This window comes from Cloacibacterium caeni, from assembly GCF_907163105.1.
GTDB classification, from domain to species: domain Bacteria; phylum Bacteroidota; class Bacteroidia; order Flavobacteriales; family Weeksellaceae; genus Cloacibacterium; species Cloacibacterium caeni_A.
Genome location: NZ_OU015321.1, coordinates 686,735 through 702,039 on the forward strand (window position 1 = coordinate 686,735; position 15,305 = coordinate 702,039).

Annotated in this window: 16 protein-coding genes; 14 read left to right on the forward strand and 2 right to left on the reverse strand. The window is 33.1% G+C overall.

Annotated features, from left to right (window positions below; translation table 11 throughout):
- Positions 1–218: 218 nt before the first annotated feature.
- Positions 219–1,486 (reverse strand): IS3 family transposase gene (locus KKQ76_RS03195; RefSeq protein ID WP_213195791.1). Its coding sequence is split into 2 segments (ribosomal slippage): positions 219–1,147 and positions 1,147–1,486, totalling 1,269 coding nucleotides; the frame shifts between segments, so codons are not numbered across the junction.
- A 26-nt stretch (positions 1,487–1,512) separates the two neighbouring features.
- The gene (locus tag KKQ76_RS03200) at positions 1,513–2,013 is read right to left on the reverse strand and encodes a hypothetical protein (RefSeq protein WP_213195792.1); all 501 of its coding nucleotides are present in this window, start codon (positions 2,011–2,013) and stop codon (positions 1,513–1,515) included.
- Positions 2,014–2,144: 131 nt separating this feature from the next.
- Between KKQ76_RS03200 and KKQ76_RS03205 the strand changes: the two genes are divergently transcribed.
- From KKQ76_RS03205 to KKQ76_RS03270, 14 genes are all read left to right on the forward strand, one after another.
- Entirely contained in the window at positions 2,145–2,762 is a 618-nt protein-coding gene (locus tag KKQ76_RS03205) for a DUF2911 domain-containing protein (RefSeq protein WP_213195793.1), read from the forward strand.
- A 382-nt stretch (positions 2,763–3,144) separates the two neighbouring features.
- The gene (locus tag KKQ76_RS12790) at positions 3,145–4,188 is read left to right on the forward strand and encodes a bifunctional transcriptional activator/DNA repair enzyme AdaA (protein ID WP_213195794.1); all 1,044 of its coding nucleotides are present in this window, start codon (positions 3,145–3,147) and stop codon (positions 4,186–4,188) included.
- A 161-nt stretch (positions 4,189–4,349) separates the two neighbouring features.
- Complete coding sequence (locus KKQ76_RS03215) at positions 4,350–4,715, forward strand: rhodanese-like domain-containing protein (protein WP_213195795.1); 366 nt, start codon at positions 4,350–4,352, stop codon at positions 4,713–4,715.
- A gap of 6 nt (positions 4,716–4,721) precedes the next feature.
- On the forward strand, positions 4,722–5,189 hold the full coding sequence (locus KKQ76_RS03220) for an AraC family ligand binding domain-containing protein (RefSeq protein WP_213195796.1): 468 nt from the start codon (positions 4,722–4,724) through the stop codon (positions 5,187–5,189).
- A gap of 9 nt (positions 5,190–5,198) precedes the next feature.
- Positions 5,199–5,597 carry a helix-turn-helix domain-containing protein gene (locus KKQ76_RS03225; RefSeq protein WP_213195797.1) on the forward strand — a complete coding sequence of 133 codons (399 nt, stop codon included), beginning with the start codon at positions 5,199–5,201 and terminating at the stop codon, positions 5,595–5,597.
- 111 nt (positions 5,598–5,708) lie between these two features.
- The gene (locus tag KKQ76_RS12810; protein WP_374450700.1) at positions 5,709–5,951 is read left to right on the forward strand and encodes a DUF4492 domain-containing protein; all 243 of its coding nucleotides are present in this window, start codon (positions 5,709–5,711) and stop codon (positions 5,949–5,951) included.
- Positions 5,952–5,964: 13 nt separating this feature from the next.
- Positions 5,965–6,405: a NifB/NifX family molybdenum-iron cluster-binding protein gene (locus KKQ76_RS03235; RefSeq protein WP_213195799.1), complete on the forward strand. Its 441-nt coding sequence runs from the start codon at positions 5,965–5,967 to the stop codon at positions 6,403–6,405.
- 87 nt (positions 6,406–6,492) lie between these two features.
- Positions 6,493–7,953: an NAD(P)/FAD-dependent oxidoreductase gene (locus tag KKQ76_RS03240; protein ID WP_213195800.1), complete on the forward strand. Its 1,461-nt coding sequence runs from the start codon at positions 6,493–6,495 to the stop codon at positions 7,951–7,953.
- Positions 7,954–7,982: 29 nt separating this feature from the next.
- On the forward strand, positions 7,983–8,126 hold the full coding sequence (locus tag KKQ76_RS03245; protein ID WP_213195801.1) for a hypothetical protein: 144 nt from the start codon (positions 7,983–7,985) through the stop codon (positions 8,124–8,126).
- Between the two features lie 122 nt (positions 8,127–8,248).
- On the forward strand, positions 8,249–8,962 hold the full coding sequence (locus KKQ76_RS03250) for a peroxiredoxin (protein ID WP_213195802.1): 714 nt from the start codon (positions 8,249–8,251) through the stop codon (positions 8,960–8,962).
- A 237-nt stretch (positions 8,963–9,199) separates the two neighbouring features.
- Positions 9,200–10,507: a TolC family protein gene (locus tag KKQ76_RS03255; protein WP_213195803.1), complete on the forward strand. Its 1,308-nt coding sequence runs from the start codon at positions 9,200–9,202 to the stop codon at positions 10,505–10,507.
- A gap of 59 nt (positions 10,508–10,566) precedes the next feature.
- Entirely contained in the window at positions 10,567–11,655 is a 1,089-nt protein-coding gene (locus tag KKQ76_RS03260) for an efflux RND transporter periplasmic adaptor subunit (RefSeq protein ID WP_213195804.1), read from the forward strand.
- A 77-nt stretch (positions 11,656–11,732) separates the two neighbouring features.
- Entirely contained in the window at positions 11,733–14,978 is a 3,246-nt protein-coding gene (locus KKQ76_RS03265) for an efflux RND transporter permease subunit (protein ID WP_213195805.1), read from the forward strand.
- Between the two features lie 15 nt (positions 14,979–14,993).
- Positions 14,994–15,296, forward strand: coding sequence for a hypothetical protein (locus KKQ76_RS03270; protein WP_213195806.1), 303 nt, complete (start codon positions 14,994–14,996; stop codon positions 15,294–15,296).
- Positions 15,297–15,305 lie beyond the last annotated feature (9 nt).

Below are 15,305 nucleotides of genomic sequence, written 5' to 3' on the forward strand. Positions count from 1 at the left end.
CTCTTTTCAAAAACATCAAACAGCAAAGATGTGGCAATGTTTTAGAAATGTGGTTGCTCCTTTTATTGCAAAAATGCATTTTCGACCAAAGGAAGGAATTGCATTTTTGTCGCCCAAATTTTCATTGGGCAACTTTTACAGTTTTATGGGTTGAGATTGAAAATTTTTCAGATTGAGTTGTCCTAAAAAAGGTTGACTCGTTAATAATTCAAATATAGTTAAATCGTAGCAGAATTAATTCTGTTACGATTTATTTTTTTCCATTGTTTTAATTGTATTGTTTTTTGTTGATGCGCTTGGTTTGGAGTTATCATATTAATTGACATATGTATTCTAAAATTGTTGTATAAAGTTATGGCTTGTGTAACTTGTTTGTTTAAATTTTGATAGTTTTCAAATATTTCATGTAAACCAAATTCTTCTTTTAAAATTCCATTTACTCTTTCTGCTACTGCATTTTCATACGGGTCGTATTCTTGCGTCATACTAATTAAAATATTGTTTTTCTTTAACAATTCGGTATACTCTTTACTGCAATATTGTAAACCTCTATCAGAATGGTGAATGAGTTGATTTTTTGTTTCCCTGTTAATCAAAGCCATTTCTAAAGCTTTTACTGTAGTTGAACTCATTAAATTATCTGACAGTTGATAACCAACGATTTTCTTGGAACAAGCATCAGTGAGTAAATGCAAATAGTATGTTTTCTCTTTTGTTCGTAAATAAGTTATATCAGCAACCCAAACTTGCTCAGGTCTGTTAAGTACAAAATTGCTAATTAAATTTGGATAGCGTTTCATCCAATGTCTTGAGTTTGTTGTTTTGTAATATCTTCGAACTTTAGGTACTTGTAAATATTCTGCTTTTAAAAAATCTAAAAAATGATCCCGACCAATTGATATATGATGTTTTATAAATTCATCTTGTAACATTACATAAAGTTTCTTGCCACCTGTTCGGGGTAATTGCTTACGAATAGTAACTACTAAACTTCGTAATAATTCTGAGTTGTATTTAGGCGTTTTTACCTTTGACTTTCGCTTGTAAAATGCTTGTTTTGTGTATCCAAACAGTTCGCATAACTCATAAATAGTCAATGAACTATTTACATTTATTTCTTCAACTGCTTGGAACCAGACTTTTTTACAATATCAATTTTAAGCTCACGTTCAGCTATTTCAATAAATCGTTTGAATACTTTTAATTCTTCTTCTTTTTTTGCTAATTGAGCCTCTAGCTCTTTTATACGCTGTTGTTGAGGATCTTTCATAGGACGACCAATAGTTAATTTATCTTCATAGGTAAATTTACCATATTTTTTTAACCATCTTGGTAGACAACTATTGCCTTGAATATTGTAACGTCTTCGAAGTTCTGCTTTAGTAAATAAACCCCTCTCAAATTCACTTACAACTTGACGTTTAAATGCTTCGCTATAAATTTGTGGGGCAATTGGAATTTTTGAAATTTTCTTTTTTGTTGACATATTATCTAATTTTTAGTCAACTTTTTTCAGGACAAGACATAATCTAAAAAATCTTTTAAAATTTTTATTTCTAAATTAATTGATTGATGATCTGTGTTTTTGAAATCTAAAATGCATTCTTTTATATTATATTTTGAGCTAGATAACATTATCCTCAGAAAACCATAATTTTCAAGTATTTCTTGACCGTTATTTCTAATTCTATAGGCATCCCACATTATATAATCATTGTAAGAATATTGAATAGAGTACTCTGAAATTTTTTCAAAATCTAAAATTTGTGTATTTTCTAAACAAGGTAAATCTTCTTTCTTTTCAATTTTTTTTAATTCCAAAGAATTATTATCTGTGAAAAATTTAATAGTGATAATTTCTCTTTCAATAGCTTTTTTAATTATATCTGATAAATAGATTATAGCTTTTTCCCTTGCAATCCTGGGATTTGAATCTTTAAATTCTCTTGTTTCATAATTTAATAATAAATTAAGTATTGCTGGTATTTCTACTGTGTAAATATAGTTATCCATCTCTGTAATTTTTTGCAAAGAAAATTAATTTAACTACCAAAAACAGGTAGTTTACAATTTGCACACAAAAAAACTTAAAGGTTTTTTGTTTGAAAAATATTATCTTTATCAAAAATTTAAAAATGATATTTATGTTAAAAAGAATTTCACTTTTCGCATTTCTAAATGTAGCAATGCTTGGTTTTGCTCAACAATATAACATTCCAGCTGTAAGCCCAAGACAAACCGTAGAACAGCAATTTTCGGTGACCAAAATCTCTATAGAATATGGTAGACCAGCGGTAAAAGGAAGAAAAGTCTTCGGAGAACTGGTTCCTTTCGGTCAAGTTTGGAGAGCTGGAGCCAATGAAGCTACCAAAATTACTTTTGGTCAAGAAGTGCTTTTTGGCGGTCAAAAAGTGAAAAAAGGAACCTACGCTTTGTATGTAGTTCCTCAAGAAAAAGAATGGAAAATCATTTTAAATAGAGGGGTTAACAATTGGGGAGCTTATACCTATGATGCAAAAGAAGATGTGGCTACTACTACTGTTCCTGTAAAAATGATGAACGAAAAAATGGAACGTTTTACCATTAATTTCGAAGATATTACAGACGAAAAACTGAATTTGGTTTTCGAGTGGGACAAAACCAGAGCAGATATTCCAGTAGAAATTCTAAATGTAGAAGAAACGCTACAGATTATTGATAATTTAAAAGCCATCAAAAAAATAGAAAGCGACATCAAAAAGAAAAACGAACCGAAAAAGTAATTTTTGGGCGCGTCCTTTTTTTGCCAACGCTAAAAACGCTTTTAGAAAATTTCTAAAAGCGTTTTTTCATCCGCCGAAAAAAGGTCGGTCTTCGTGTAGTCGCTTTTTTAAATTTTTTCTAAAAAATTAAAAAGAGCTCCAACAATACACTTCGCCCTCGCGCAAATCCAACAGAATTTTAAATGTTTGTCTCTCTTAGCAGTAGTCGAAGAGTCCCATCCAACATCTCACATCTAAAATCTAAAATCAAAAATACTTGTTCATTTTTCGGTTGTATTATCCATTCCTAAAAATCTACATTTGCATTACTTTGTCAAAGTTTTAAAATCTTTGACAAAGTTTATCATATCTTTTTTCAATCATCATATATCAATCATCATTTATGAACTTACCTAACGATATCATGTATAATGCTTCTTTCAATAAAGATGCAAGTTTCGAAGGCGTTTTTTGGATGGGCGTAAAAACTACGGGAATTTTCTGTAGACCAACTTGTACTACCCGAAAACCAAAACCCGAAAATGTAGAATTTTTCAGCAATACGAAAGATGCGATTCTAAAAGGATATCGCCCTTGTAAGGTTTGTAAACCATTAGAAAAACTGAACGAAACCCCGAAATATATTCAGGAAATCATCACAGAATTAGCAGAAAATCCTTCTTTGAAGTTCAAAGATTACGATTTGGTAAAACGTGGAATAGAGCCTGCAACCATGAGACGTTGGTTTCTGAAAAATCATGGAATTACGTTTCAGGCATATCAAAGAATGTTCAGAATTAATTCTGCGTTTAAGAAAATTCAACAAGGAGAAACCGTAACCGAAACTGCTCTGGAAAGTGGCTACGAAAGTTTAAGCGGTTTTACCGAAAGTTTTAAAAATGTTTTCGGAGTGTCTCCTAAAAATTCTAAAAATCAGAAAGTAATTGATTTAAAACGCATCGAAACTCCACTCGGAACCATGTATGCCGCTGCAACGGATGAAGGAATTTGTATGCTGGAATTTACAGACAGAAAAATGCTGGAAACCGAACTGAAACACCTCTCTAAATCCTTAAATGCCAATATTATTCAAGGAGAGAATCCTCATTTTAATAGTTTAGAAGAACAACTTACCGAATATTTTGAAGGAAAAAGAAAAGAATTTACCGTTCCACTTCATTTTGTAGGTTCAGATTTTCAGAAATCTGTTTGGAAAATCTTGATGAAAATTCCGTATGGTGAAACTTGGAGCTATGCCCAACAATCTGAAATTTTGGGAGATAGCAAAAAAGTAAGAGCAGTGGCAAATGCCAATGGAATGAATAAAATTTCCATCTTGGTTCCTTGTCATAGAGTGATTGGCAGCGATGGAAATCTTACAGGTTATGGCGGTGGAATTTGGCGAAAACAAAAACTCCTAGAATTAGAAGGCGCTATTCTATTCTAATTATTTATATTTTTTCAATTAAAACTTCGGTTTTAAATATATGTTATCAACTCTTTTGATTTCTGTAACACTTGTTACAAAGCGGTTTTTTAGAAAAATTCAATTTTGCATTTAATAAAGATCAACAGAGTCTTTTTTAACCCAATAAATTGAAAATTTCCATGAAAAGCATTTGTCCTAATACCTTTCAAACGATGATAAACGAAACCATTCAATTGGTAGACGTGAGAGAACGCTATGAATTTGAATTGTATAAAATGAGACTTCCTATCGTAGAAAATATTCCCTTCAGCGAGATAGAAGAATTATGGTCACATTTTGATGCTGATAAGAAAATCGTTTTGGTTTGTAACAACAGTGTCAGAAGTAAAAGTGTTGCTAAATATTTGGAAGATAGAGACTTTAACCAGATTTACTATTTAGAAGGTGGTTTGGTAAAATGGCAACAAAATGATTTACCACTTCTTGGAAATCCACCAGAAATCATTTCTCATTCCCTTTCTAAAACTGGAGAGTGTTCTAACTAATTTTTTATGAAATTTCCAGTTTTAAATGTCTGCGATTTAGTGAATAATGAAAAAAATATTCAAAACTACATTATTCATGATTTGAAGGAATTGCTTCATGAAGATATTTACCTTCCTAAAAAACCGCACCGTCATACTTTTTATCAAATTCTCTATATAGAGAAGGGTTCGGGTACTCATAAAATTGATTTTGAAGATTACGAAATCCAAGATAATTCTGTTTTTTTTCTTAGACCTGGTCAAGTTCACGATTTAGTTTTTAACCATAAAAATACTAAAGGTTTTCTTATAAATTTTAATGAAAATTTATTAAATCAATTTCTTTTACAAGCAAATTTCATTGATCAATTGCCTTTATTCAGCAAAAGTGGCAAAAATTGTTATCATCAGATTAAAAATAATCAAAAGGACATAAAATATGCTTTCGCAAAAATTTTAGATTTTAATGATGGAAGTTATAAATATACATCATAACTTACAAAATTGTGCATTTTAGAAATTTTACTATTAATTTCTGAAGATGTAAAATCAGTGAACCAAACTAATTTTAATTATACTCAAAATAATTTGGTAAGAAAATTTGAAGGATCACTTGAAAAGTATTTCAAAGAAGAACATTATCCTAAATTTTACGCAGATCAATTAGCTGTTACTCCAAATTATCTAAATTCCGTTTGTAAATTTATTACGGGTAAAACAGCTGGGGAAATGATTAGAAACAGAATCATCTTAGAGGCTAAGAGATTATTGGTTAATACCCAATCTACCATTTCGCAGAATGCTTTTGAACTTAACTTTGAAGACAATTCGTATTTTACTAAATTCTTTAAATCCAATGCTGGAGTTTCTCCTATAGATTTTAGAAAAAATCTAAATAAATAATTATTACCATTTTCTCCGTTTTGTAAACCAAGAAGTTAGAGCATTCCTAGCTTAACTTTGTGTTGTAGAAATTAAAGTTTTTTTTCATCATAAATTTTTGATTTTTCAACAATGCAAACTTTCTATAACTTTTTATTGTATCCTTTTATCGAGTTAGTAAAGCTCTATAAACATGGTTTTAGCATTATGTCAAAAGAAAGTAAATCTCTTTGGATTATTGCTGTTGTTAAACTATTTATCATGTTCGGAATTCTTAAGATGTTTTTCTTTAAGGACTTTCTTAAAACTAATTTTGAGAGTAACGAACAAAGAATAGAATATTTGCAAAATACTTTGACAAAAATTAAAAAATAGAAATATTACAACGATGAATCATATAGATTGGGAATTGGTCAATTGGAGCAGAGCGCAATTTGCCCTTACAGCAATGTACCATTGGCTTTTTGTTCCGCTCACATTAGGAATTACCTTTATCATTGCCATCATGGAAACCATTGCTGCTCACACAGGAAAATGTAGAGAATTTGCATTTTTTGAAATAGAAAATGGAAAGTTAATTTCAGAGAAATTCGAAGAAAATCTTCATGCTCATCATCACGAAGATGGTTGCTGTAATCATCATCATGATAGTAATGAAAAAAAATATCATTCTCATGCAGAAATCCTCAATCAACTTTCTGGAGTAGATAAATTCTATTATTACGGAATGGGAATGGGGTTACGCAATGAATTGACTGAGAATCATATCAATTTCGAAAAAGCAAAATATTTTGAAATTGGAGAAATTATTGAAAATTTAAACCTTTAAAAATTATTAATAAAAAATGCTTTTTGTAACATGGGTTACAGTTTAAAAGTAATAATTGTTGCTATTTTGGTAACAAAATTATAAATTATGTCGAAAATTGTAATTCTTGGTGCTGGTATTGCTGGTCATACCGCAGCTACGCATCTTCGTAGGAAATTGGGTAATGAGCACGAAATTTTGGTGGTTTCTCCCAATTCTAATTATCAATGGGTGCCGTCTAATATTTGGGTAGGTATTGGCAGAATGTCTCCTAATGATGTGAAATTTCCATTAGCTCCACTATATAAAAAACATCATATAGGCTATAAACAAGCAAAAGTAATTTCTTTTCATCCAGAAGGGGATGTAAAAAATGCTAAACCTTATGTAATTGCAGAATATGTTTTTGGAGATAATAAGGGAAAACATGAAATAATTGATTATGATTTTTTGATTAATGCTACAGGACCGAAACTAGCCTTTGACCTAACCGAAGGTTTGAATCCCGGAACGAATAAATGCTATTCGGTTTGTAGCTATGATCATGCAGAGCATGCTTCTGCTGCCTTCACTAATTTAAAATTAAAACTCAAAAAATCTAATGAGAAAATGAAAATTCTTATTGGAACTGGTCATGCAAAAGCTACATGTCAAGGTGCAGCATTTGAATATATTCTGAATGTAGACTCGGAGTTAAGACGTTGTGGCTTAAGAGAAAAAGTAGAAATTACTTGGATTTCGAACGAAAATGAACTTGGTGATTTTGGAATGGATGGAATGTTGCTTACATATGGCGATATGATTATGAAATCGAGCGATATGGTAGAAATGATTTTTGAAGATAGAGAAATTAAGTGGATTTTGGGAGCTGGTGTAAACAAAATTGAAAATGGGATTGCTCATTACGAAAACTTAAATGGAGAATATAAAACCGAAACATTTGATTTTGCAATGTTAATTCCTGCTTTTTCTGGACATGGATTTAAAGCATATGACAAGTATGGAGCAGATATTACCGAAAAATTATTTCGCGGATTTATGGTAGTAGACGCAGATTATACAGCAAAACCTTATGAAGAATGGACGGTGCAAGACTGGCCAGAAACCTATCAAAATCCAAGCTATCCTAATATTTTTGCTCCGGGAATTGCTTTTGCGCCACCGCATTCTATTTCTAAACCGAGAAAATCACCTAATGGAACCGAAATTTTTCCAGCGCCACCAAGAACAGGAATGCCATCTGGAATTACTGCTAAATTGGTTGCAGAAAATATCATAGAAAGTATTAAAAAAGGTGAAATTATTACACCGCATCGTGGTTCTTTAGGAAATATGGGAGCTGCTTGTGTAGCATCTTCAGGATTTGGATTCACTAAAGGTTCTGCGGTTACAATTACTACTTTTCCTATTGTCCCAGACTATGTAAAATATAAAAATTCTGGCGGTAGAGATTTGAAAAAAACTTTTGGCGAAATTGGTTTAGGAGGTCATTGGGTTAAGTATTCTTTACATTTTGCATTTCTCTGGAAAGCTAAGATGAAACCATTTTGGTTTATGATCCCCGAATAAATTTTTAATCTTAATTTAAAATAAAAGTTATGGCACAAAGAATATCTGCAAAAATGAAATCTAAAATGCAAAATCCGTTCTATCAGTTTTTTAGATTTCTTATTCTTAATATCAAAATTTTGCGAGTAGTAGCTCTTGGTCATGGAGGAACAAGAGGAGAGGATAAACATTAATAAAAATATACAGAAAAGAGCAAATTAGAGCAATCGATTTCATCTATCGTAAGTGTAACTCAAGTAACACTTCTTCTATTAAAACGGGTTTAAATTTGCTCTATAATTAAAAAATAAATAAAATGGAACAGCAAGTACAAGAAACATTCAACATGCCAAGAATTGGAGAAAAAGCTCCGCAGTTCAAAGCAGTTACAACTCAAGGTGAAATTAATTTCCCTTCTGATTATCAAGGAAAATGGAGTATTCTATTTAGTCACCCTGCTGATTTTACACCGGTGTGTACTTCAGAATTTATGACTTTTGCACATCTTCAGGAGAAATTTAGAAAAGCTAATTGTGAATTGGTTGGCTTATCTGTAGATGGTCTTTACAGTCATATAGCTTGGTTAAGAACCATTAAAGAAAAAATAGAGTTTAATGGAATGAAAGACATTGAAGTTACTTTTCCATTGATTGAAGACATTACAATGGAAGTAGCTAAGAAATATGGTATGATTCAACCAGGGGAAAGCAATACCAAAGCAGTAAGAGCAGTGTTTTTTGTTGACCCAAAAGGCATTATTAGAGCAATTATCTATTATCCATTAAGTATCGGTAGAAATTTTGATGAATTGTATCGTGCCCTTATTGCGATGCAGACTACAGATGAATTTGGAGTAGCCACTCCTGCAGATTGGAGACCTGGAGATGACGTGATTGTTCCTACTGCCGGATCTTGTGGTGTTGCAAAAGAAAGGATGGAAGATAAAGAAAATTTAGATTGCAAAGATTGGTTCTTCTGCACAAAAAAATTAGACGAAAAAGAAATCTATAGTAAGCTCATTAAAGACTAACTATTGAACTATATAGTATACTGAACAAGTAGTTGTTATATTAATTGAAAACGATAGATTTTAATAGTCTATCGTTTTGTTTTTTTTTCTTTCTAACAAAAGAATTTTCTGAATGTAACATAAGTTACTGCACATGATTTTTATCACCAATATTTTTGCCGAAGAAATAGAGAACGTGTATCAAAATTCTCGATTTCAATAATTAAAATAAATTAAAAAAAGAAAAATTTAAATACAATGAGAAAATTTTTTACGATAGTTTTTGTTTTTTCGCTCGTTCTGAAAGGTTTCTCTCAAGACACCATCAGAATTTCTAGAGCAGAATTAGAACAAAGAATGGTAGACCAAAATCTTCAAGTGAAATTGGCAAATGACGAAGCCAAATTAGCACAAGCAGAACTATTGGGAACGAGAGCAATGTATTTACCAAACGTAAATGCTTCTTACACTTTTTCGAATACCAATAATCCTTTGTACGCTTTCGGTTCTAAATTGAATCAGGAGCGTATTACGCAAATGGATTTTGACCCAGCTAAATTAAATGCTCCAGACGCAATTTCTAATTTCGCTACTAAAATTGAGGTACAACAACCCATCATCAACATGGATGCAGTGTATCTTAAAAAAGCAGGACAAGTAAAATCTGAAGTTTTAAAAATTAAAGCAGAAAGAACCAAAGAATACATTCAGTTTGAGTTCAAAAAAGCATACATGCAACTGCAATTAGCGTACAGAATGCTTGAAACACTTGAAAATGCTAAAACCACAACGCTAGCCAACAAAAAAGTAATCGACAATTATTTCAAAAACGGAATGATTCAGAAAACGGAAGTGTTATACATAGACGTTCGTGTAAAAGAAATTGAAAATCAAATCGCTTATGCGAAATCTAACATAAAAAATGCTTCGGATTACCTTTATTTCTTATTAGACGAAGAGTCTTTCAATAAGGTTTTCAAGCCTACTGAAAAATTAGAATTTCAAAACCAGATTTTAGAAAATACGGCTACACTAAATGTGGAAAGAAAAGATTTACAGGCGTATCAAAAATCTCTAGAAGCGTACGATTATCTGATTAAATCTACCAAAGCCAAATTTTTACCAAGATTAAATGCTTTCGGAAGTTTTGAATTGTATGATAACAAATTCGCACAGTTTGGAGCCAATGGTTATTTGGCAGGAGTTCAGTTGTCTTGGAATGTTTTTGATGGTTTAAAAGCAAAATCTGAACAGGAAAAATACAAAGCAGAACTCACCAAAGCACAAACCGAAATCACTCAATACAATAAACAAAGTCAGTTAGAACTCAATAAAGTAAATCGCCAAGTTCAAGATGCTGAAAACAAGGTAAACCTTACCAAACTAGCGCTGGAACAAAGCAAAGAAGCCTACAGAATTCGTAAAAACAGATATGACCAAGGTTTAGAGAAATCATCAGACTTGTTAATGAGTGAAACCACGATGTCTCAAAAAGATTTGGAATACCAACAAGCTATTTTTGAATACAATGTCGCTTTAGAATACTATAAATTTTTAAAAAATTAAAATCTCTGTGAACGCTGTGTGTTCACTGCTTCTCTGTGTTTAAATTTAAATAAATCATTATGAAAAAATATATTTATTCAGCATTATTTTTAGGAAGCTTATTCCTTGCAAGTTGTTCTTCAGACGAAAATAAATCTGCAGAATTGAATGACAAACCAATCGCGGTTACCGTAAATAAATCTGCCACCAACGCAGTAGGTTCTAATGCTACAGCAAGTGGAAAATTGGTAGCTAAAAATTCGGTAAATGTTTCCACCAGAATGATGGGGTACATTACTGCAATGCGCGCAGAAGTAGGGCAATATGTGAATGCTGGTCAACTTTTAGTAAGCATCAACAGTACAGATATTCAGGCAAAAGGCGGACAAGCTTCTGCTGGAATAGCGCAAGCACAAGCCAATTACAATATCGCGAAAAAAGATTTTGAAAGATTTCAAAATTTATACAAAAATCAAAGTGCTTCTCAAAAAGAATTAGATGATATGAGAGCGCGTTATGAAATGGCTCAAGCAGGTTTACAGGCAGCGCAACAAATGAAAAACGAAGTAAATGCTCAGTACAGATATACCAATGTTACGGCGCCTATTTCTGGTACAGTTACTGCGAAATATGCCAGTCAAGGTGATATGGCAAGTCCAGGAATGCCTTTACTAACGATAGAATCTCCGGGAGCTTTGCAAGCACAAGTTTTGGTTTCTGAACAGAATATTACCCTTTTAAAATCTGGAATGCCAGTAAAAGTAACGTTGAAATCTACCAATAAAGAAGTTTCGGGTACGGTTTCAGAAATCAGCAGATCTTCAACGAATACTGGTGGACAATACTTAGTGAAAATCAATGTTCCAGCTTCTAAAGATTTATTACCGGGAATGTTTGTGAATGTTCAGTTTCCTTTCAAAAATTCTGGAAATGTGAATCAGGATTTTCAAGAAGGCGTAATGATTCCTAAATCTGCAATCGTAGAAAACGGACAATTAACAGGAGTGTACACCGTGAGTTCACAAAATACCGCAGTTCTAAGATGGGTAAAAGTGGGTAAAACTTTCGGTGATCAAGTAGAAATTTTATCAGGTCTTAATGCAAATGACCAGTACATCATTTCAGCAGAAGGAAAATTGTTTAACGGTGCAAAAGTTATTTTAAAATAATACGAGTTCCGAGATACGAGATACGAGTTTTTTACTCGAAACCCGTAACCCGAAACCCGTAACAAATAGAGAATAGTATGGAAAAAGGATTTGCAGGACGCATCGCTGAGTTTTTTATCAATTCAAAATTAACGATTTTGTTGATGATTGCATTGATGATTATTGGGGTGTACAGTTCCACATTAATACCAAGAGAAGAAGAGCCACAGATTATCGTTCCAATGGCAGACGTAATGGTAGGTTATCCCGGTGCTTCACCGAAAGAGGTAGAAAGCAGAGTGGTAAAACCATTAGAAAAAATCATCTCAAACATAAAAGGAGTAGAGCACGTTCATTCTATGGCAATGAACGGACAAGCCATGATTATCGTTCAGTTTTACGTAGGCGAAGATACAGAGCGTTCTTACGTGAAACTCTATGACGAACTCATGAAAAATAAAAATATTTTTCCGAAAGGAGTGTATGAACCGATGGTGAAAACTCGTTCTATTGATGATGTTCCGATGCTGGGTTTAACACTTTGGAGTGAAAAATACAACGATTACGAACTTCGTCAGATGACAGAAGAATTGTCTTCGGAAATCAAGAAAATTAAAGATGTTTCTTTAACCAAAGTCATTGGAGGGAGAAACCGTCAGTTAAAAGTAGAATTAGACAAAGATAAAATGGCTGAATTGAGCATTGATGCATTAAACGTGATGCAAATGATTCAAGCCAATAACGGAAGTTCACAATCAGGAAGTTTTGATGCTAATGACACTGAGTATCTATTGACGATAGGACAATTTTTAAGTTCTGCAGAGGATGTAGAAAATTTGGTGGTAGGAACTTCGCAAAATATGCCCGTTTACCTGAAACAAATTGCAAAAGTAGAAGACGGAGCACAATCTCCAGCCAATTATGTGAGTTTCGGTTATGGTAATGCAGTAGAAAATGGTAAAAAATTCAAATCAGAATATCCTGCGGTTACGCTTTCTGTTTCTAAAGTAAAAGGAGCAGATGCGATGAAAATTTCTGAACAGATTTTGGATAAAGTAGAAGATTTAAAGAAAACTTTAATTCCGAATGATGTTCATGTAGAAGTCACCAGAAACTATGGAGAAACCGCTTCTCACAAAGTTTCAGAATTATTGATGCACCTTGGAGTAGCGATTTTAGCAGTAACCGTTTTGGTAATGCTCGCAATGGGTTGGAGAGGCGGATTAGTCGTGTTTTTCTCAGTTCCTTTAACCTTTGCATTGACACTTTTCAGTTACTATATGTTGGGTTATACGCTGAACAGAATCACGCTTTTCGCATTGGTTTTTGTGGTGGGAATTGTGGTAGACGACAGTATTATTATTGCTGAAAACATGCACCGACACTTCCACATGAAGAAATTGCCATTCAAACAAGCTGCAATTTATGCCATTAATGAAGTGGGAAACCCGACCATTTTGGCTACGTTCACTGTAATTGCCGCCATTTTACCGATGGCTTTCGTAAGCGGAATGATGGGACCTTATATGTCTCCAATGCCAATTGGTGCTTCTATTGCAATGATGCTTTCATTGTTCGTAGCGTTAACCGTTACTCCTTATTTAGGTTATCATTTATTGAAAGTAAAAGATGACGAAGAGCATAAGGAAGAACAAGGTATGGAAGCCAGCAAAATCTATAGAATTTACAAAAAAATAGAGCAACCATTCTTAGACAGCGGTAAAAAACGTTGGACGATGATGGGAATTACCGTAGTATTGTTATTGATTTCTATGTTGGCTTTCGCTACAAAATGGGTGGCAGTAAAAATGCTTCCTTTTGACAATAAAAATGAAATCCAAGTGGTGATTGATATGCCAGAAGGAACGACTTTGGAAAGAACGGCTTCGGTTTCTCAAGAAATTGCACAATACCTGAAAACCGTTCCAGAAGTGGTGAATTATCAGTCTTATGTTGGTTCATCTGCACCGATTACTTTCAATGGTCTAGTTCGTCATTATGATATGCGTGGACAAAGCAATACTGCTGATATTCAGGTGAATTTATTGCACAAAGAAGACAGAGATAACCAAAGTCACGATGTAGCGAAGAACATTCGTCCAGAAATTCAGAAAATTGCGAAAAAATACAATGCCAATGTAAAAATTGTAGAAGTTCCGCCTGGTCCGCCAGTTTTATCAACGATTGTGGCAGAAATTTATGGTCCTAATTACGATGAGCAAATTAAAGTAGCTAATCAGGTTCAAAATATTCTGAACAATACAGATGATGTGGTAGATGTTGATTGGATGGTTGAAGCTCCACAAACAGAATTCAAACTGGTAGCTGATAAAGAAAAAGCAATGTTGAACGGTGTTGCACCAGCGCAAATTGTAGGAAATCTTACGTATTTGATGGGCGAACATCCTATCGGAAATCTGTATGATGAAAAATCGAATGATGCGGTAGACATTGTCATGAAATTGAATGATGCGGATAAAACATCAATTACAGACATTACTGATGTAAAAATCAAAGGACAAATGGGAAATATGGTTCCTGTAAGTGATTTGGTGAAAATTCAGCGCGAAGAACTACAGAAAACCATTTACAGAAAAGACCAAAAAAGGGTAGTGTACGTATTGGCAGATATGGCAGGAGGTTTAGAAAGTCCAGCGTATGCAATTCTGGGAATGGAAGAAAAATTGAAAAAAATGCAACTTCCAAAAGGATATACGATTAATGAACTGTACATGAATCAACCAAGCAATGAAGATGATTATACCGTAAAATGGGACGGAGAATGGCAGATTACTTTAGAAGTTTTCCGAGATTTAGGAGCTGCTTTTGCAGTGGTAATTATCATTATCTACATGCTGATTGTAGGTTGGTTCCAAAACTTTAAAACACCAATGGTCATGATGGTTGCGATTCCATTGTCATTAATAGGAATTGTCTTGGGACACTGGCTATTAGGAGCGTTCTTCACCGCAACTTCATTCATCGGGATGATTGCTTTAGCAGGAGTCATGGTAAGAAACTCAGTATTGCTCATTGACTTTATAGAAATTCGACTCAATGAAGGAATTCCGATGAAACAAGCGATTATAGAAGCAGGAGCGGTAAGAACTACACCAATTTTATTAACAACAGGAGCGGTAGTTATAGGAGCGGTAATCATCTTATTCGACCCTATTTTCCAAGGATTAGCCATTTCATTAGTTTTTGGAGCAATCGTTTCTACTTTGTTGACGCTAATTGTCATTCCGTTGATTTATTACATGACCGAAAAGAAAAAATGGGAGAAAATACACGCAGATGAAAAAACAGAATATGGCGAGATTTCTTCAGAGGATAACCTATAAAAAAATGTATTCAATATGAAACTTTTAATGATTACAGCGATTAGAGAATTTGAGAAAAATGTAAAAGATATTCTCAATCATTCTGGAGTAAAATCTTTTTCATACCATTATGTAAAAGGTTACAAAAATGAAAGCGACGGCAGTTCAGAAAACTGGTTCGGAGCTTCACACACCGAGATAGATTCTGTATTATTTGCCGTTTTTATCGACGAGAATTTTACTGAAGAAGTGTATAAAAAAGTGGAGTTTTTCAATGGGAAACAAAAATCCCTTTCTAAAATTCATGTAGCCACATTAAATATAGAAAAATCAATATAACAATAGAAA

What these genes read in the sequence shown, in the direction of transcription:
- KKQ76_RS03200 (WP_213195792.1), bottom strand. Translation starts at nt 2,013, where the DNA reads ATGGATAACTATATTTACACAGTAGAAATACCAGCAATACTTAATTTA.
- KKQ76_RS03205 (WP_213195793.1), top strand. Translation starts at nt 2,145, where the DNA reads ATGTTAAAAAGAATTTCACTTTTCGCATTTCTAAATGTAGCAATGCTT.
- KKQ76_RS12790 (WP_213195794.1), top strand. Translation starts at nt 3,145, where the DNA reads ATGAACTTACCTAACGATATCATGTATAATGCTTCTTTCAATAAAGAT.
- KKQ76_RS03215 (WP_213195795.1), top strand. Translation starts at nt 4,350, where the DNA reads ATGAAAAGCATTTGTCCTAATACCTTTCAAACGATGATAAACGAAACC.
- KKQ76_RS03220 (WP_213195796.1), top strand. Translation starts at nt 4,722, where the DNA reads ATGAAATTTCCAGTTTTAAATGTCTGCGATTTAGTGAATAATGAAAAA.
- KKQ76_RS12810 (WP_374450700.1), top strand. Translation starts at nt 5,709, where the DNA reads ATGCAAACTTTCTATAACTTTTTATTGTATCCTTTTATCGAGTTAGTA.
- KKQ76_RS03235 (WP_213195799.1), top strand. Translation starts at nt 5,965, where the DNA reads ATGAATCATATAGATTGGGAATTGGTCAATTGGAGCAGAGCGCAATTT.
- KKQ76_RS03240 (WP_213195800.1), top strand. Translation starts at nt 6,493, where the DNA reads ATGTCGAAAATTGTAATTCTTGGTGCTGGTATTGCTGGTCATACCGCA.
- KKQ76_RS03245 (WP_213195801.1), top strand. Translation starts at nt 7,983, where the DNA reads ATGGCACAAAGAATATCTGCAAAAATGAAATCTAAAATGCAAAATCCG.
- KKQ76_RS03250 (WP_213195802.1), top strand. Translation starts at nt 8,249, where the DNA reads ATGGAACAGCAAGTACAAGAAACATTCAACATGCCAAGAATTGGAGAA.
- KKQ76_RS03255 (WP_213195803.1), top strand. Translation starts at nt 9,200, where the DNA reads ATGAGAAAATTTTTTACGATAGTTTTTGTTTTTTCGCTCGTTCTGAAA.
- KKQ76_RS03260 (WP_213195804.1), top strand. Translation starts at nt 10,567, where the DNA reads ATGAAAAAATATATTTATTCAGCATTATTTTTAGGAAGCTTATTCCTT.
- KKQ76_RS03265 (WP_213195805.1), top strand. Translation starts at nt 11,733, where the DNA reads ATGGAAAAAGGATTTGCAGGACGCATCGCTGAGTTTTTTATCAATTCA.
- KKQ76_RS03270 (WP_213195806.1), top strand. Translation starts at nt 14,994, where the DNA reads ATGAAACTTTTAATGATTACAGCGATTAGAGAATTTGAGAAAAATGTA.